Origin of the sequence: Mycobacterium sp. RTGN5 (assembly GCF_033804465.1) — a bacterium.
GTDB lineage: Bacteria > Actinomycetota > Actinomycetes > Mycobacteriales > Mycobacteriaceae > Mycobacterium.
Genome location: NZ_JAPZLA010000002.1, coordinates 826,524 through 843,113, shown reverse-complemented (window position 1 = coordinate 843,113; position 16,590 = coordinate 826,524). Strand labels below are relative to the sequence as shown.

General features: G+C 64.2%; 16 protein-coding genes. 10 read left to right on the top strand and 6 right to left on the bottom strand.

The genetic code is table 11. From position 1 onward, the window contains the following. Positions 1–101: 101 nt before the first annotated feature. Both SLQ31_RS16770 and msrA read right to left on the bottom strand, forming a co-directional pair. Positions 102–311, bottom strand: a complete 210-nt coding sequence (locus tag SLQ31_RS16770; RefSeq protein ID WP_319434554.1) for a hypothetical protein — start codon at positions 309–311, stop codon at positions 102–104. Positions 312–359: 48 nt separating this feature from the next. After that, positions 360–1,091, bottom strand: coding sequence for a peptide-methionine (S)-S-oxide reductase MsrA (gene msrA, locus SLQ31_RS16765; protein WP_319434552.1), 732 nt, complete (start codon positions 1,089–1,091; stop codon positions 360–362). A gap of 112 nt (positions 1,092–1,203) precedes the next feature. Here msrA and msrB point away from each other — a divergent pair, with 112 nt between their 5' ends. Further along, complete coding sequence (gene msrB / locus SLQ31_RS16760; RefSeq protein WP_319434550.1) at positions 1,204–1,704, top strand: peptide-methionine (R)-S-oxide reductase MsrB; 501 nt, start codon at positions 1,204–1,206, stop codon at positions 1,702–1,704. Between the two features lie 31 nt (positions 1,705–1,735). On the opposite strand, the gene SLQ31_RS16755 is transcribed toward msrB, so the two are convergent. Beyond that, a complete protein-coding gene (locus tag SLQ31_RS16755) occupies positions 1,736–2,272 on the bottom strand; it encodes a fasciclin domain-containing protein (RefSeq protein WP_413642270.1) in 537 nt (178 codons plus the stop codon). On the opposite strand from SLQ31_RS16755, the gene SLQ31_RS29510 reads away from it, so the two are divergent. Beyond that, positions 2,226–2,396 carry a hypothetical protein gene (locus SLQ31_RS29510; protein ID WP_413642320.1) on the top strand — a complete coding sequence of 57 codons (171 nt, stop codon included), beginning with the start codon at positions 2,226–2,228 and terminating at the stop codon, positions 2,394–2,396. The genes SLQ31_RS16755 and SLQ31_RS29510 overlap by 47 nt on opposite strands. Before the next feature lie 31 nt (positions 2,397–2,427). On the opposite strand, the gene SLQ31_RS16750 is transcribed toward SLQ31_RS29510, so the two are convergent. Both SLQ31_RS16750 and SLQ31_RS16745 read right to left on the bottom strand, forming a co-directional pair. Then, on the bottom strand, positions 2,428–4,185 hold the full coding sequence (locus SLQ31_RS16750) for a cytochrome c biogenesis protein DipZ (RefSeq protein WP_319434546.1): 1,758 nt from the start codon (positions 4,183–4,185) through the stop codon (positions 2,428–2,430). A 67-nt stretch (positions 4,186–4,252) separates the two neighbouring features. Next, entirely contained in the window at positions 4,253–6,088 is a 1,836-nt protein-coding gene (locus tag SLQ31_RS16745) for a sulfatase-like hydrolase/transferase (RefSeq protein ID WP_319434544.1), read from the bottom strand. Between the two features lie 193 nt (positions 6,089–6,281). On the opposite strand from SLQ31_RS16745, the gene SLQ31_RS16740 reads away from it, so the two are divergent. The 8 genes from SLQ31_RS16740 (at position 6,282) to SLQ31_RS16705 (ending at position 15,176) form a co-directional block, all read left to right on the top strand. Then, on the top strand, positions 6,282–6,437 hold the full coding sequence (locus SLQ31_RS16740) for a DUF6131 family protein (protein WP_319434542.1): 156 nt from the start codon (positions 6,282–6,284) through the stop codon (positions 6,435–6,437). A gap of 351 nt (positions 6,438–6,788) precedes the next feature. Beyond that, positions 6,789–7,877 carry a dihydrodipicolinate reductase gene (locus SLQ31_RS16735; protein WP_319434540.1) on the top strand — a complete coding sequence of 363 codons (1,089 nt, stop codon included), beginning with the start codon at positions 6,789–6,791 and terminating at the stop codon, positions 7,875–7,877. 9 nt (positions 7,878–7,886) lie between these two features. After that, complete coding sequence (locus tag SLQ31_RS16730) at positions 7,887–8,534, top strand: maleylpyruvate isomerase family mycothiol-dependent enzyme (RefSeq protein ID WP_319434538.1); 648 nt, start codon at positions 7,887–7,889, stop codon at positions 8,532–8,534. A 50-nt stretch (positions 8,535–8,584) separates the two neighbouring features. Next, complete coding sequence (locus tag SLQ31_RS16725) at positions 8,585–9,613, top strand: glycosyltransferase family 4 protein (RefSeq protein WP_319434536.1); 1,029 nt, start codon at positions 8,585–8,587, stop codon at positions 9,611–9,613. Further along, positions 9,610–11,304, top strand: coding sequence for an alpha-glucosidase (locus tag SLQ31_RS16720; RefSeq protein WP_319434534.1), 1,695 nt, complete (start codon positions 9,610–9,612; stop codon positions 11,302–11,304). The genes SLQ31_RS16725 and SLQ31_RS16720 overlap by 4 nt, the downstream gene beginning before the upstream one ends. A gap of 220 nt (positions 11,305–11,524) precedes the next feature. Continuing rightward, positions 11,525–12,658, top strand: coding sequence for a glycosyltransferase (locus SLQ31_RS16715; protein WP_319434532.1), 1,134 nt, complete (start codon positions 11,525–11,527; stop codon positions 12,656–12,658). Further along, positions 12,655–13,677 carry a glycosyltransferase gene (locus SLQ31_RS16710; RefSeq protein ID WP_319434530.1) on the top strand — a complete coding sequence of 341 codons (1,023 nt, stop codon included), beginning with the start codon at positions 12,655–12,657 and terminating at the stop codon, positions 13,675–13,677. The genes SLQ31_RS16715 and SLQ31_RS16710 overlap by 4 nt, the downstream gene beginning before the upstream one ends. Next, positions 13,674–15,176 carry a glycoside hydrolase family 130 protein gene (locus SLQ31_RS16705; RefSeq protein ID WP_319434528.1) on the top strand — a complete coding sequence of 501 codons (1,503 nt, stop codon included), beginning with the start codon at positions 13,674–13,676 and terminating at the stop codon, positions 15,174–15,176. Before SLQ31_RS16710 ends, SLQ31_RS16705 begins: the two co-directional genes overlap by 4 nt. 30 nt (positions 15,177–15,206) lie before the next feature. Here the strand turns inward: SLQ31_RS16705 and kasB are convergent, their stop codons facing one another. Continuing rightward, on the bottom strand, positions 15,207–16,457 hold the full coding sequence (gene kasB / locus SLQ31_RS16700; RefSeq protein ID WP_319434526.1) for a 3-oxoacyl-ACP synthase KasB: 1,251 nt from the start codon (positions 16,455–16,457) through the stop codon (positions 15,207–15,209). Between the last annotated feature and the right edge of the window lie 133 nt (positions 16,458–16,590).

Here is a 16,590-nt window from a genome sequence, read left to right as displayed (position 1 = left end):
AGTGCGACCGAAAAGGCGCAGGGGCCACGGCAATCCAAGGCTCGCCCCGGCGCCGTCGCCTGAACATCGTTGCGCCGCGGTGTGAAACGGTCGCTGACCGTTCACTCGCCGAAGTACTGCTCGCGGTCGATTTGCGCGCCTGAGCGCATCGCGTCGCGAAACAGCTCGTTGGTGTAACCAAGTTCGACTTCTTCATTGTTGTTGAAGCGGCCGAAAACCCGGCTGGTGGCGTGTTCGTAGCGGAATTTCGCGTCCTCGTACGGGTAGTCGATGTACACATCGCCCTGCTGGAAGGCCTCCATCGGCACCACGCGATATTCCTCCAGGTCTAGTGCGGCCCTGCTGTCGAGGGCTGGCAGTCAGTGTCCGGCGAGTACCAGCACGGGCTGGTCGCGGTAGACGTCAGGGAACAGCTCTTTGAGCCCGTTGACCTTCGGCATGTCGTTGATCTCGATGTACGGATACGTCGGGTTCGAGTTGAGGAAGTCCTGGTGGTGTTCCTCGGCGGGGTAGAAGTCCGCCTTCGGTGACACCGTGGTGACGATCGGGCCGGGAAACACGGCCGCCTTGGTCAGCTGGGCGATGTACGCCTCCGCGACTCGCTTCTGGGTGTCGTTTTGCGCGAAGATCGCCGACCGGTATTGAGTGCCCGTATCCGGACCCTGACGGTTGAGTTCGGTGGGGTCCTGCACCACCGAGAAGTAGATCCGCAAGAGTTCACCGAACGTGACCTGGTGTGGGTCGTAGGTGATGCGGACCGATTCGGCATGCCCGGTGGTTCCGGTGCTGACCGTCTCGTAGTTCGCGCTCTGCGCATCGCCACCGGCGTAACCGGATTCGGCCTGCGTGACGCCTTTGACGTGTTGGAAGACGCCCTGCACACCCCAGAAACAGCCGCCGGCAAGCACTGCCGTCTCGGTCGCGCCCGCCGCCGATGCTGGTTCGTCGACCTCGGGTGCTGGGACTGCGACGGACTCTTTGGCGGCAGTCATCATCGGAATCGTCTGTCGCCCAATGATGAACACTGCTGCGGCACCGGCCACCACGAGCACTAGTCCGATTGCGAGGCTTACCCACTTGCTGCGTGTCACTCCTTGAGTGTCCTCCCGAATCGGCTGTTGAGGGCTGACCACAGACAGTCGTCACGGATTGGTAAGACCCACTGTGCACCGCTGCGGGCAGATTTGGGCCTACCGTCAAGACATGCTTACCCGACGCACCATGTTGTTCGGCACCGTGCTGCTTGGCGCTGCCGCCGGCTGCGGGTCGCTCCGCGATCTCGCCGGCGCCGCACCGCCGAACAAGTCGACGGAGGTTTTCCCGGTGACCCACACCGATGCGGAGTGGAAGAAGCTCTTGACCCCGGCGCAGTACGACGTCCTTCGCGAAGCAGGCACCGAGCGACCGTTCAGCAGCCCCCTGAACGACGAGCACCGGGCCGGGGTGTTCAGCTGTGCTGGCTGCGCGCTGGACAACTTCTCGTCGACGACGAAGTTCGACAGTGGCACCGGGTGGCCAAGTTTCTTCAAAGCGCTCGATAACGCCGTCCTCGAAAACAAGGACGACAGCCTTGGCATGTCACGCACCGAGGTGCTCTGCCGCCAGTGCGGTGGCCACCTTGGCCACGTCTTCGACGATGGCCCCCAGCCGACCGGCCTGCGTTACTGCATGAACGGCGTCGCCCTCAACTTCCGCGCGACGTAAGTCCCTGTGCCGCAATGCCTTAACAAGGTGTCTACTTCGCTGGCGGCATCAGCACGGTGTCAACGATATAGACCGTCGCATTGGCGGTTTGGATTCCACCGCACACCAGGCCGGACCCGTTGAACTTGAGTGTCTCGCCGGCACCGGTGACGGTCACATCGGCGCCCTCGACGGACTTGTGGGTCCCCGCCACCAATGGCGGGCTGAGCTGGCCGGGAATCACGTGGTAGGTCAGGATGCTGGTCAACAGCGGGACGTCGCTCTTCAGGCGATCCAGGGTGGCCGGGCCGAGTTTCTTGAAGGCATCGTCGGTCGGTGCGATCACGGTGAACTCGCCACCGTTGAGAGTGTCAACGAGGTTGACGCCGGGGTTCAGCTTGCCTGACAGGGCAGCGGTGAGCGTGGTGAGGTCGGGGTTGTTCGACGCCGCGGTCACCACCGGAACCTGTGCCATCCCGGACACCGAGCCACACCCCGAGCCGACCAGGGCGGCGGCCGGATCCGCGGCTGCCGGACCGGTCATGGCTGGTCCCGTCATGGCAGGTCCGGTCATCGCAGGTCCGGTCATGGCGGGGCCGGTCATCGCCGGGGCAGCCGAGGATGACGAGCCGCTTTTGCCGCTGCTCGAACACCCGGACATGCCCGCAACCGCGACTGCGACGCAGCCGATTGCCGCAACCGTCCTGATCTGAATCGCCACCATCGAGACCTGACTCCTCTGCTTCAGCCGTACGTGAATGAGAACGCTTGCAAACCCTTGCTGAGCCGCACCTCCAGGTGTCCGCTGCCGACCTGATCTGCGTTGAGGATCTGGTGCGAGGTTGGTGCGCCGGTGATCGGGATGTCTTCACTCTTGCCGTCGCGGATGACCGTCAGGGTGCCTTGGCCGCCGACCACCAGGTACACGTCCTTGGCGTGGTAATTCAACGCGATGCTGGACGTATCGGAGTTGGCGATGGCGCCCTGGGAATCCAGCGTGAAGGGTCCGCGCAGGGCGAAGGTGTCATCAGCGAGCGTGGCCGGAAAGTCGAAGGTGGCAGTGCCCGCTGCGTAGGTTCCGCCGCCGCCGTAGTTGGCCACTCGTCCCGCCGCCAAATACGTCTCCGGGGTCAGGCCGGCCTGCGGTGTGTTGTCGGCGAAGTCACTGGGCGGCGGCAGCGTCACACCCGGTTTGGCGTCGGTGAGAAGCTGTCGGATCAGATTCTCGGTGACGTTGTAGTCGCCCTCACCGAATTTGATATGACGGACCGTGCCCTTCGCGTCGATCAGGTATTCGGCTGGCCAATAACGGTTTCGGTAGTTCGTCCACGTCGCCAGCTTGTTGTCGAGGGCGACCGGGTAGGTGATGCCCAGGTCCGCGGCGCCGCTGACGACGTTGCCGGGAACCTTTTCGAAGGCGTACTCCGGGCTGTGGACGCCGATCACTTCCAGGCCCGCGTCCTTGTACTTGGCGTACCAGTCGGTGACGTGGGGGATGGCGCGCTGACAGTTGATGCAGGAGTAGGCCCAGAAGTCGATCAGGACGACCTTGCCACGTAGGTTCTTGAGGTTCAGCGGCGTGTTGTCCGGGGTGTTGAACCAGCTGGTGATGCCCGTGATATCCGGTGCCTGACCGCAACTTTCAAGCTGCGGCGCGCCATTGGTGCAGTTGGACAGCTCCCTGTTCTGGTCACTGATCGGCCCGCCAAGGTCGAGCTCACGGGCGACCTGATCCGAGCCGCCCACCCGGTTCTGCAGCGCACTCGTATAGTCGGGCACGAGGCGTTGCAGCGTGGCGGGTACGTTCAGCGCGATCGCGACGGCGAACGCGAGCATCACGACCCCACCGGCGATGCGGACCTGACGCTGACGGCGCCGGAAAGCGCCAACACGCTCGGAAATCCGTTGTCCGGCAAGGGCGAAAACAAGCAGCGGGATCGCAGTCCCGATCGCGAACGACACCGTCAAAACAATGGTGTGGATGCCGACGGACCCCGTCGCGCCGGCCAGCACGATTGCCGCGAGCACCGGCCCCGCGCACGGCACGAACAGCAGGCCCAGGGCAAGGCCGAGGCCGAATCCGCTGCGGCCCTGACTGACATTCCATTGCGGAATGCGCGCGAACGGTTTCTCCAACACTTCTTCGAACCGGGGAAAGATGAGACCCAGGCCGATCACGGTCAGGGCGGCGATGCCGAGCCAGCGGATCGCATCCTGCGGAAGATGCAGCAGCGACAGCAGGGCCGACCCGGCGAGGGTGACCACACTGAAGCTCAGCACCAGCCCGGCGATCACCCGGTACGGCCGCAGGGTCTCAGAAAGGGAACGTGAGGGCCGGACCGCCGTCGCTACACCGCCGGCCTGCCCAGCCCGCGAAGCGGCTTCATCGGGTCGGCCGGTCTGCGCGCCGGAGAAGAAGATCACCGGGACGACCGGGAGGATGCACGGCGAGATGCCGGTGATCAACCCGCCAAGGAAACCGATCAGCGCCAGCGTGTACATGTCGAATCCAGTACATCACGGGTTTCGGCGGGAACCAGTGACGCGATTCTGACATCTCGCCTTTCGCTCACTGCGGCTTGGGACGGATCTCCTGCGGCAGAAAGCGGCCGTCGTTCGTGCCCACTTCCTTGGCCATCAGTTCGTTCAGCAAGGTGTTCATCCGCAGGATGAGATCGGAGTTCTTCTCCGGATCCAGGGCAAGATTGTGTGCCTCGAGCGGATCGCTTTTCAGGTCGAAGATCTGAATGTCGTTGTCCCGCAGAATCTCTTCCATCGTTGTCGGCGTGTTGAACTTCGCGGGGGCGTAGTAGCGCGCGAACTTGTACTGTCCGTCGAAGGCAAAACTCATGAATCCGCGCTTGTCCAGCTTGGATTGGAGATCGGTCAACGGCGGCGCCGGCTTGTTCTGCAGCAGTTCTTTCATCCCCGCCACGCAATAGTTCGCGTCGATCGTGAGCGGGCCGACGTAGTTGAACAAGGCGCCGGGGCGGATGGCTTGGGGGTTCGCGGTCTCCGCGGTGGCCAGCACCCCGGAGATGTCGTGACCGGGCAATCCCTGCACGGCGGCCCGTCGCTGTTCCTCGGGCACCCCCGCAAGCCCGGGCAACGACGGCATCAGATCCAGGTGGCTGGTGACCACGTCCGACGACTGGCCCTTGGCGTGGTCGGGATGCACGACGATCAACGGCACATGGGAGTTGCCCTCATAGGCCATCGGTCCCTTGCCTCGGATGCCGCCGTGATCGCCCGCCATTTCGCCGTGGTCGGCGGTGAAGATCACCACCGTCTCGTCCCACAGACCGAGCTCGTCGAGACCGTCCTCGAGTTGTTGGAGGCTGAGGTCGGTGTCACGAATCATGTTCAGGTAGTAGTCGTTAAAGACCTGCCACATGTCGGGGCGATTCGTGGGGATGGTGCCGAGTACCCCCTCCCAGCCGGTGTTGTATTCGCCAAGCGCCGGTGGCATGCCGGGTGCCGACAGCGATTCCTGCAGGGTCGGTGATACAGCGGTGTTCCAGCGCTGGCTGTACAACGCATTGGCTGGGGGAGTGACGATCGCGTCCTTCGAGATGGCCTGCTGCACTTGAGGTGTTCCCGGGACGTTGGCGTCGGCGTACATGATGTCGTGCGGGTTCAGGTAGCTCATCACCAAGAAGAAGGGCTGCCCGGATTCGCGCAGCTTCGGCACATTGCCGCGCAACCAGCGGACGCCTTCGCCGGCGGTGTACACATCGGTGTCGTAGCCCTGATTGGGCGCGCCGGGTTTGTCGCCGTCAGGTTGGTAGATGTCGAATCCATAGGGCTGGAGCGCTTCGCTGTAGTTGACCGTTGGCTTGGGCGGGATGATGTCGGCTTCCATTTCCCACTTGCCGAAGAACGCGGTCTGGTAGCCGAGCTTCTTCATCATCGAACCCATGTTGGGCTGGTCCAGCCGTAGGTTCGGCACCCAGCCGGTCTCCATCTGGTCGAAGACGCCGTTGACCTGCGGCGGATGCCCGCTGTAGAACGCTGCCCGCGAGGGCGTGCACATCGCCGAGGCGACGTAGTGGTTGCGAAAGGTAATCCCTTGCTGGGCAAGGCGATCCAGGGCTGGGGTGGTGTAGCCCGCGGCGGCAGGCAAGTCGAACCGTGTTTGATCGCGGATGATCAGGATGATGTTCAGCGGCTGGTTCGGCCGCCTCGCGCTGGCCGGGGCGGCGGGGTGCGGGTCTGGCCCGCCGGCCGGTGGTCCGGTTGCGCCGGGGCTCTTCCGCTGTATGACGGTGGCGGCCGCGGCGCCGGCAGCGGCACCGAGACCGAGCAGCCCAGCACCGCCGAGCAAGTGACGTCGACTCACCCGCCCGGCACTCGGCTCCTCGGCGTCCGGAGGAGGCGCCGTCCCAGCACCGGGTTGTTCGGTCATGACGATGTCCCCCCGACGAGGCAAACTCGATCTGTCGAGATGAGCGTAGTTGCAAGTGGCGGTCGTGGCGGGCCACCCAGGGAAGATGCACGAGAGTGACTACTTTGTCGCGATCCGACGATCCCGGATTGGTTTGTGCACCAACGGGGTAACTGCCTGTTGTCGCTATCGACAATAAACTAAAGGAGCAGTAGTGATCGTTCTCGGCGTCATCCTCATCATTGTTGGGTATCTGATTCCGATCCCAATCCTGTACACGATCGGCGGCATCCTGGTTGTGGTCGGTCTAGTTTTGCTGGTGCTCGGCCAGACGGGACGCGCGATCGGCGGCCGCAAAGTTTGGTATTGATACCTGGATTGATGGTCGTCGGCAGTCCCGGCAGGAGTCAAGCCTCAAGGGCAAGTGACGCGTGTCCACCGATCGGCGGACAGACAAACCCCCTGCTAGCAGGCATTCTGCCTTTCGTTTCGGCTGGGATTCTCGGAGGCGCCGCCCGCCATCGCGGCGCACTCGGGCAAGAAGTGGGCAAGCTCCTCTACGCCTCGCCCGGCTTCGATCAGCGGTAAACGATTTCCTCACCGAGGCCCTCTCCTGGATGAAACCAGGGGAGGGTCTCGTTGTGTGCGCGGTGGCGGCCGTACTGTAACTATTACAGTTTCTGTCGTTCAGAGCTGCCGACATCGATGTCAGGGGACAAGCGTGAGCGAGCGACCGTACCGCGTGATTCAGTGGGCGACCGGCAGCGTGGGCAAGGCCGCACTGCGGCATTTCATCACCAGCCCCGCCTTCGAGCTTGTCGGCGTGCTCGTCTACGACCCCGACAAGGTCGGCAAAGATGCCGGCGACATCGCCGGTTACGGGCCCACCGGCGTCACTGCCACCGATGACCCCGAAGCGATTGTCGCGATGCACGCCGACTGCGTGTTCTACACGCCGATCTGGCCCGACACCGACATGGTGTGCAGGCTGTTGCGATCCGGCAAGAACGTCGTCACAACCGCGGGCGTCTATTACCCGACCGACATCACCGCCGCCGACGCCGAACGAATCGAGCAGGCCTGTCTCGACGGTGGCGTGTCCTACCACGCCGGTGGGATCCACCCGGGCTTCGCCGGCGACTTGCTGCCCTTGATCACCTCCCGCTTGGTCAGCCGCGTCGATCAGGTCCAGGTATCCGAGGTCGTCAACTTCAGCGACTATCCCTCCAAATACATTCAGCTGATGGGCTTTGGGCTCACCCCAGAGGTATTCCATTCTCAGCCAAGCCTTCTGGGATCGTCACTGCCGTACTTCGCGCAGTCGATGGCGATGGTCGCGCAGGGACTCGGCGAATCCATCGACGATATGACCTCCGAGGTTGAGACTGCGGTCGCCACGACCGACATCGAGTACGCCGGAACCCCCGACAGTGATGTCCCGGATCTGCGCGGCGTCATCCCCGCGGGAACGGTGGCCGCTCAACATCACACGTGGACGGCGTGGTGCGCCGGCAACCCGTTGGTGCAGTTTCATGCGCTCTACACGATGGGTGACGACGTCATCGAACCGCGGTGGGCATGGGGCACCAACCGGTATCGCGTTGTCATCAAAGGGGATCCGTCCACAGAGATCACCCTGCAGGGCGAGCCGGATGAGAACGGTGACATCGCGCATCCCGGTTATGCCTGGACCGCGATGTCCGCTGTCAACGCGATTCCCGCGGTATGTGCCGCCCCACCGGGACTGAAGACACACCTCGATCTCGGTGTGCTGCAGCTTCCCGGGCTGACTCGGCACGCCGAGCGGTAGTCTGCTTCTGTGCGGCTGAGCCGAACAGAACGTGAGCGGGTATTCGCTGCGGTGGCCGACGAACGGCGGGCCATCGCCACCTTGATCGACAGTCTCAATGCCGACCAGCTTGCCACCGCAAGTCTGTGTGCCGGGTGGGATGTCAAAACCGTTGCCGCGCATCTGGTCAGTGATTTCGCCGACGGATTCTGGGGCTTCATCGCCAGCGGCATTCGGCACGCGAGCATCGATCGGGGCATCGACGCACTGGCCCGTCGCCGGGCGCAAGCATCCGCCGCCGAGATTGCTCAGACCCTACGTTGTCGAGCCGACCATCGGCTCAGCCCGCCGCTGACCGGCCCGCTGTCGGGTCTCACCGACGTGTTCGTCCATGGCGCCGACATACGTATTCCACTGGGAATCCCGCACCAGCCCGATCCGGCGTATGTCGCCCGGGTACTCGACTTCCTGACCAGCCCAACGCAGTTCGGCTTTTTTCCGCAGCGGAGACTACGTGGCATCGCGCTACACGACGCGGACACCGGCCGGAGCTGGGGCAGCGGCGCAGCGATCCACGGTCCGGGAGTGGCAGTGATGCTGGCAATCTGCGGACGCGCCGTCGCCTTCGACCAACTCGACGGCCCAGGTCTGCCGCTGCTGCGGTCGCGGGTTACGTGAGTGGCAGGGCGGCGTAGCCTCAACGCATCCACATTCCATATCGAGGCCCGGTGACCGATCCGATGCGCATCGCCGTGCTCGCGCCGATTGCGTGGCGTACTCCACCTCGTCACTACGGACCTTGGGAACAGTTCGCCTCGTTGCTCACCGAGGGTCTTGTGGCCGACGGGCACGACGTAACGCTCTTCGCCACCGCCGACTCGATCACGACGGCCAGCCTGCACGCCGTCGCGCCATGCGGCTGGTCTGAGGATCCGACGATCGACGCGAAAGTCGTCGAGTGCTTGCATATCGCGTCGGTGTTCGAACGGGCCGATGAGTTCGACATCATCCACAACGGGTTCGATTTCTTGCCGCTCACCTACAGCGATCTCGTCTCGACCCCGGTGGTCACCACGATCCACGGGTTTTCATCTGATCGGATCGTTCCCGTCTATGAACGCTACGACAGCACAACCGCTTACGTGTCGATCAGCGACACAGATCGGCACCCGAATCTGCATTACGCCGCCACCATTCACCACGGCATCGACATCGGCGGGTTCGCGGTGCACCCCGGGCCCGGCGACCATCTGTTGTTCTTCGGACGGATCCATCCTGACAAGGGCACCGCGCACGCGATCGAGGTCGCACGCCGATGTGGTCGCCGGCTCGTCATCGCCGGGATCATCCAGGACGAAAACTACTTTCGCACCGAGGTGGCACCACATGTCGATGGGGAGCGGGTGCGTTACGTCGGTGCCGTTGACGCCTCGATGCGTGCCGAGGTACTCGGTGGTGCGCACGCGCTACTGCACCTGATCGACTTCGACGAACCCTTCGGTTACAGCGTCGTCGAGGCGATGGCCTGTGGTACTCCGGTCATCGCCTACGCGAGAGGGTCGATGCACGAGCTCATCGAGCACGCTGTCACCGGCTATCTCGTCGGGGACGTCGCATCGGCGGTCACCGCTGTTGCCGCTGCTGGTGAGCTCGACCGGCACGAGATTGCCTCGCGCGCCGCCGCACGATTCTCGGTCCACTCCATGATCGACAAGTACGTCACCGTCTACCGCGGCATCCTCGGCAATCGGCGATGACGCCGCAGTACGCCGCGTGGTGGAAGTCTGCGGTCGTCTACCAGATCTATCCCCGCAGCTTCGCCGATTCGGACGGCGACGGGTTCGGCGACCTGGGTGGCATCATCGAACGGCTCAGCTACCTACAGGTGCTGGGGGTTGATGTCATCTGGTTGTCACCGATCTACCCGTCACCGCAGGCCGACAACGGCTACGACGTCAGCGACTACCGCGACATCGACCCACTGTTCGGCACGCTCGCCGACTTCGATGCGCTGCTCGCACAGGTCCACGAACGCGGAATGAAGCTCGTGATGGACCTCGTGGTCAACCACACCTCCGACGAGCACCCGTGGTTCGTCGAGTCACGCTCCTCTCGGCATAACCCGAAGCGGGATTGGTACATCTGGCGCGACGCCAGTACGGCGGGGGAGCCCAACAATTGGGGCTCGTTCTTCTCCGGACCGGCGTGGACGTGGGATCAGCTCACCGGCCAGTACTACCTGCACCTGTTCGACCGTAAACAACCGGACTTGAACTGGGAGAATCCTCAGGTACGAAAAGCCATGCAGGACATCATGGTTTGGTGGCTCGATCGGGGTGTTGACGGCTTCCGAATGGATGTCGTCAACTTCATCTCCAAAACCCCGGGACTCCCGGACGCGCCGACGATCCCTGGCCAACGGTTCGTCATCGCCGTTGATGAGTTCGTCGACGGCCCGCATGTGCACGAGTACCTCGCCGAGCTGACTCACGAGGTCTTCGCGAGTCGCGATGGCCAGTTCATCACAGTGGGCGAAATGCCCGGGGTGACGCCCAACCAGGCGCGGTTGTATACCGATCCGGCCCGCGGTGAGCTCAACATGGTTTTTCAATTCGAGCACGTGTCCGTGGATCAGAGCCCGGCAAACAAGTTCGAGTATCTGGGACTCGACCTGGTGGCCCTCAAGAGGGCGTTCGACCGATGGCAGGCCGCATTGGCCGAAACCGGCTGGAACAGCTTGTACTGGGAAAACCACGACCAGCCTCGCGTTGTGTCCCGGTTCGGTGATGACGACCCGGATTACTGGGCCGCCTCGGCGAAGGCACTCGCAACGATTCTGCACGGCATGCGCGGCACCCCGTTCGTCTATCAAGGCGAAGAACTCGGAATGACGAACTACCCGTTCCGCAGTGTGCACGACCACCACGACCTCGAGGCCGTGAATTACTACACGGGTGTGCTCGAACGGGGCGGCGACGCGATTGCTGCGCTCGCCGGCCTGGCCGCGATGAGCCGCGACAACGCCCGCACGCCGATGCAATGGGGCCCGGGACGCAACGCAGGATTCACGACTGGTGATCCGTGGCTACCGGTCAACCCGAACCACGCCTGGCTGAATGCGGAATCACAGTTCGCTGCAGAGGATTCCGTCTTCGCCCATTACCAGGCGCTGATTCGCCTCCGTCACAATCTGCCGATCCTCGTGCACGGGGACGTGACGCCGCTGATGGCCGACGACCCACAAATCTGGGCGTACACCCGACACACGCCGGAAAGCGCAATCCTCGTGATCGCCAATTGCGGTCGCCATCCCAGGACTGTTGACATCGGCGCCGAGTGGATCGGCGCCGGCCTGCTGCTCGGCAACCTCCCCGACACCCCGGCCACACCGACATCGACGTCCCTGCAGTTGGCAGGGTGGGACGCGCGCATCTACGCCGCCCGCTGATCAGCGGTTCATTGGCGACCGGCTGGCGCTCGACCACGCCTTTAAGGCGGTATGGGTGTAGCCTGATGGGTGCTGGTACCCCCAGCCAGTCTGGAATGGCTCAGCTTCTGACGCTGACCTGGCCGAGCGTCCGCTCACGCCGGATGCACTGTATTACCGCTCAGTCGGGATAATTTTGAATGCTTTATCGTTGTTGCAGCCGTTGCTTTCTCCCCGTGGAGTGCAACATTTTTCGCGCATCCCTAGTTTCGGGATACTGAGCACGCACCCACCGACGCCGTGTGGGATCGCGACGTTCAGCGCGGCACTCTCCGACGGACTGGAAGCCAAGGGCGCCGACGTCACTGTGGTGCGCGTAGCCGACGAGTTCCCTTCTGCGCGAAGCAATGTCATCGGTGAACTCGTCAATGGTTCCCCGACGTCCGTCGCGGAATGCTCGGAACTGCTGAACCAGAGTGACATTGCAGTCATCCAGCACGAGTACGGCATCTACGGCGGGCCGGATGGCGACGAAGTCCTGCACATCATGGCCGGCTTGCGCGTCCCATCGGTCGTTGTCGCCCACACGGTGCTCAAAGATCCGACGCCGCATCAGCGTTCGGTACTCGAAGCGGTGGCGGAGGCCGCAGACCAAGTGGTAGTCATGTCCGAGACGGCCAGGCACCGGCTATGTGCCGGTTATGCCGTCGACCGCGCCAAGGTGGTCACGATCCCTCACGGGGCCACGGTCCCCGGCGCCGCCACCCAGCGGCGTCCAAGACGACCCGTGATCTTGACCTGGGGCCTGTTGGGACCCGGCAAGGGCATCGAGCGGGTCATCGACGCAATGGTGTCGCTCAAGGATCTCCCCGGCCAGCCGCGGTATCTGATCGCCGGCCGAACCCACCCCAAGGTGCTCGCCTGCCAGGGCGAGGCGTATCGCGAAGCCCTTGTCGAGCAGGCGCGGCGCCTCGGCGTTGCCGCGGCGGTGTCCTTCGATCCCGTCTACCGCAGCTCTGCAGACGTCATCGCGCTCGTCCAGTCCGCCGCTGTCGTCGTGCTCCCATACGACTCCAGGGATCAAGTCACCTCCGGTGTGCTGGTCGACTCCGTGGCCAGCGGGCGTCCAATCGTCGCCACCGCCTTTCCTCACGCGGTCGAGATGCTCGGTAGCGGTGCGGGCACCGTCGTCGCTCACGACGATCCCGACGCGATGGTCACTGCGCTGCACCGATTGCTGACGGATCCTCGAGTTGCGGGATCCATGGCCGCGGAGTCTCGGGAACTGGCCCCGACGATGGCCTGGCCGATCGTCGCCAACACCTATGTGGCTCTGGCCCAAAGGCTGCTCGGCGCGCGCCTGGCACTGACATGACCGGCACTGCGCCCACGCCGTCGTTCGCCCATTTGTTGCGCATGACGGATCACCAGGCCACCTTCGAGCACGCCCTGCTGACCGAACCTCGTCGCGAGCACGGTTACTGCACCGATGACATGGCCAGGGTGCTCGTCGTCACCACTCGCGAGCCCGAGTCGTCGGGCCCAGTGAACGGTCTCGCAGGCAAGGCCCTGCAGTTCCTCAACGAGGCGCAGTCCTATAACGGCGCTTGCCGCAACCGGATGGACAAAGCCGGACATTGGCTCGACGAACCAACGACGGGCGATCATTGGGGCCGGTGCATCTGGGGGCTCGGCACGGCCGCAGCCAACAGCGACGTGAGCCTCGTCCGCAAGCTGGCCGTGATTCAGTTCGAGCGCGCCGCCAAGGCTAGATCGCAGTGGCCGCGGGCCATGGCGTTCGCCGCGATTGGGGCCGCCGAGGTCCTTAGCGTCGAGCCACGAAATTCGGCGGCGCGCACACTGCTCGCCGACTACGCCGCCGCGGTCGCCAGAGGCGACCGCGATGCCGACTGGCCGTGGCCGGAATCACGACTCACGTATGCGAACGCGATCCTTCCCGAGGCGATGATCGCGGCCGGCGTCGCACTCGATGACACGGATCTGCGGCAGCGTGGTCTCGATCTGTTGGAGTGGTTGCTGGCCTATGAGACAGCAGGCGACCACCTTTCACCCACCCCTGTTGGGGGGCGTGGGCCAGACGACAGTCGCCCTGCGTTCGACCAGCAGTCGATTGAGGTGTCCACCCTGGCCGACGCCTGTGCGCGTGCCGCAACGATCGATGCGCGGTCGCTGTGGGCCGAGGGAATCCGCTCCGCCGCAGCCTGGTTCGCCGGCGCCAATGACGGGGGACAGCCAATGTGGGATTCATCGACCGGTGGCGGCTTCGACGGCCTGCACGCAGACGGTGTGAACCTCAACCAGGGCGCGGAGTCGACCCTGGCGGTCATCTCGACCTTGCAGCACGCACGGTGCTTCTTGCCCGCCTTGCAATGACGTTCACCCAAACCGTGCCCGTCACGCGCAGCGTGCAGCGGGTCACCGCCGACCCAGCGCGGGTGATCACTCGGCTCTTCGTCCCAGGCCAGGAGGGGTTCGAGCTGCAGGAGTCTCGGGCGGGACTCGTGCTCGCGCGCATCCTCGCGCTGTCCGCCGACGACGTCCAGTCAGCCCTCGATGATGTCAAGACTCGCTTCGACAGTCGTCACCGTGATCTCGCGGGCACATTCCGCCGGAACGCCCATGAACTCGCGGACCGATTGGATCCCGACCGTGAGATTTCTGACGAGCGCATGCTATTGCTCGGTGCGACATTCACCAGCGAGTACGCCATCGAAGGGGCTGCGCTGTGCAACCCCAGCATCGTGGCCCACCCCGACCAAACAGGTGTCGCGGCGGGGAGCCTGCGATTCGTGCTCAGCGTCAGGGGAATTGGCGAAGGACACCTGTCCTCGATCGGGTTCCGCACCGGCGTCGTCAACGCCGCCGGCCACGCCGACATCGACGACCCATCCCCGTTCGTTGCGACCGGACACATCGGATCCGCGCTCCTCGACGGGGCGACATTTCGTGTTGAGCTCGACCGGCTCGCCAACGTCGGCGAGGCCGCCGGCTACGTGCTCAACGCACTCGGGGATCGCTTCACCAGATCCGACCTCGACGAGCGACTCAAGGATCTGAGTTCCCACCTCAGCACCCGCGGTCGCGCGCGGGCCACCATCGACTTGTTGCGTGGCATCGCCGGACGCTCGTACACCATCGAATTCCCTGACGACGTAGATCTTTCCGAGCGTGTGCTGTGGCCCTCGATGGCGGCCGAGCAGGCGGGCATCGAGGACGCTCGGTTCGTACGTTTCGTTGATACCGACAACTCGGTGACCTACTACGCGACCTACACGGCCTACGACGGATCCCACATCAGCCAACAGCTACTGGCGACCAACGACTTCCGGACCTTCACCTCGGCACCGCTGGTCGGGCGTGCCGCGGCGAACAAGGGACTGGCGTTGTTTCCCCGTCGGATCGGCGGAAAGTACGCCGCGATGTCACGATCCGACCGCGAGACCAACACGGTGGCCTTCGCCGATCACCTATCGGTGTGGCCGAGTGCATCGCCCTGCCAGCAGCCGATCGAGGTGTGGGAGACCCTTCAGCTCGGAAACTGCGGCCCACCAATCGAAACCGACAAAGGGTGGCTGGTGCTGACTCACGGGGTCGGGCCGATGCGTACCTACAGCATTGGCGCGATACTGCTCGACCTCGACGACCCCACCCGGGTACTCGGTCGCCTGCGCCGGCCGCTGCTGACCCCCGCGCCTGACGAGCAGAACGGCTATGTCCCCAACGTCGTCTACTCCTGCGGTGCGCTCGTCCACGCCGACACCCTGGTGCTCCCGTACGGGATCGGAGACGCGGCCATCGGGATCGCTACCGCGCCGCTGTCCGAGTTACTGGCCGCGCTCGATGCTTCCCGGACGCCGGCACAGGCGACCTGAGACGGCCAGCCGTGTTCGACCACGGAGCGTTCACGGCCGCCCGAAGGCCAATGCCACGTTGTGGCCGCCGAACCCGAACGAGTTGTTGATCGCGTACTCGTAATTGCCGGGGCGTGGTCCGCCCGACACCACGTCCAGATCGATCTCCGGGTCGAGATTCTTCAAGTTGAGCGTCGGCGGGACCAGGCCGTCGCGCAACGCAAGTACCGTCAGAATCGCTTCCAGCGCACCGGACGCCCCCACCGAATGGCCCAAAGCCGACTTCGGGGCATACACCGCGGCCTCATTTCCAACCGCCCGGTTGATCGCCTTGGCTTCCGCGACGTCGCCGATGGTCGTGCCCGTGGCATGCGCATTGACGTGGTCGATGTCGGCCGGGGTGAGACCGGCTAGCTGGATCGCCCTGGTCATCGCGTGTGCGGCGCGCGCCCCCGTTGGATCGGGGGCGACGATGTGGTGCCCGTCGGAGGTGATACTCGCGCCCATCAACCGGGCCAGGATGTTGGCGCGCCTGGCTCTGGCGTGTTCCTCGGTCTCGATCACCATCAGCGCGCCGGCCTCACCGAAGACGAAGCCGTCGCGGTCTTTGTCGAAGGGACGACAGGCCCCCGCGGGGTCATCGTTGTTCTTGGACATCACGATCCGCATCTTCGCGAACGCGGCGATCGGCACCGCTTCGATCTTCGTTTCGACCCCGCCGCAGATCGCGATATCGGCTTCCCCGAGCACGATCTGGCGCCAGGCCTGCGCGATGCCTTCCGCCCCGGATGCACACGCCGAGACCGGGGTCATCACACCGGCTTTCGCGCCGTGGTCAAGTCCGACCGCGGCGGCCGGACCGTTTGGCATGTACATCTGGACCGCCAACGGTGAGACGGCCGCCATACCCCGAGCGCGCACATCGTCATAGGCGATGACGAGTTCCTCGGTCGCCCCCATACCGGTGCCGATCGATACCGCCAGTCGATCGGTGTCGACGTCGGGCTTACCGGCGTCCTGCCACACTCGCCGACCCAGCACGATCGACATTCGCTGTACGTAACCGAGGCGACGCAACTCCACCCGACTCAGTTCGCCGTCGAAATTCTCGAGCAGGTGGCCGCCAATCCGGATGGGCAGATCGAATTCCTCGACAAAGGGATCGTCAAGTGTCCGGATGCCGCTCTGACCGTTCAGCAATGCCTGCCAGGTGCTTTCCGCGTCGGTTGCGAGTGATGTGGTCAATGCGATGCCGGTCACCACGACGCTGGGAAATCCGTTTCCCGTCGACAAAGTCGTCATCGAAGCCTCCCGATCACCTGTCGCGAACCTGTTGTGCCCATGCATGATGCCCATACACATGAGACGCGGAACGTGAATGACGGGAAGCTAGTGGCGCCCGGGTGGGAAAGGGAGTTCCGGCCCCGCGGCAAAC

Coding starts and splice junctions, on each gene's coding strand:
- kasB (WP_319434526.1), bottom strand. CDS start 16,457: ATGACGACTTTGTCGACGGGAAACGGATTTCCCAGCGTCGTGGTGACC.
- msrB (WP_319434550.1), top strand. CDS start 1,204: ATGCTTACCCGACGCACCATGTTGTTCGGCACCGTGCTGCTTGGCGCT.
- SLQ31_RS16755 (WP_413642270.1), bottom strand. CDS start 2,272: ATGACCGGACCTGCGATGACCGGACCTGCCATGACGGGACCAGCCATG.
- SLQ31_RS16720 (WP_319434534.1), top strand. CDS start 9,610: ATGACGCCGCAGTACGCCGCGTGGTGGAAGTCTGCGGTCGTCTACCAG.
- SLQ31_RS29510 (WP_413642320.1), top strand. CDS start 2,226: ATGGCTGGTCCCGTCATGGCAGGTCCGGTCATCGCAGGTCCGGTCATG.
- SLQ31_RS16710 (WP_319434530.1), top strand. CDS start 12,655: ATGACCGGCACTGCGCCCACGCCGTCGTTCGCCCATTTGTTGCGCATG.
- SLQ31_RS16705 (WP_319434528.1), top strand. CDS start 13,674: ATGACGTTCACCCAAACCGTGCCCGTCACGCGCAGCGTGCAGCGGGTC.
- SLQ31_RS16745 (WP_319434544.1), bottom strand. CDS start 6,088: ATGACCGAACAACCCGGTGCTGGGACGGCGCCTCCTCCGGACGCCGAG.
- SLQ31_RS16750 (WP_319434546.1), bottom strand. CDS start 4,185: ATGTACACGCTGGCGCTGATCGGTTTCCTTGGCGGGTTGATCACCGGC.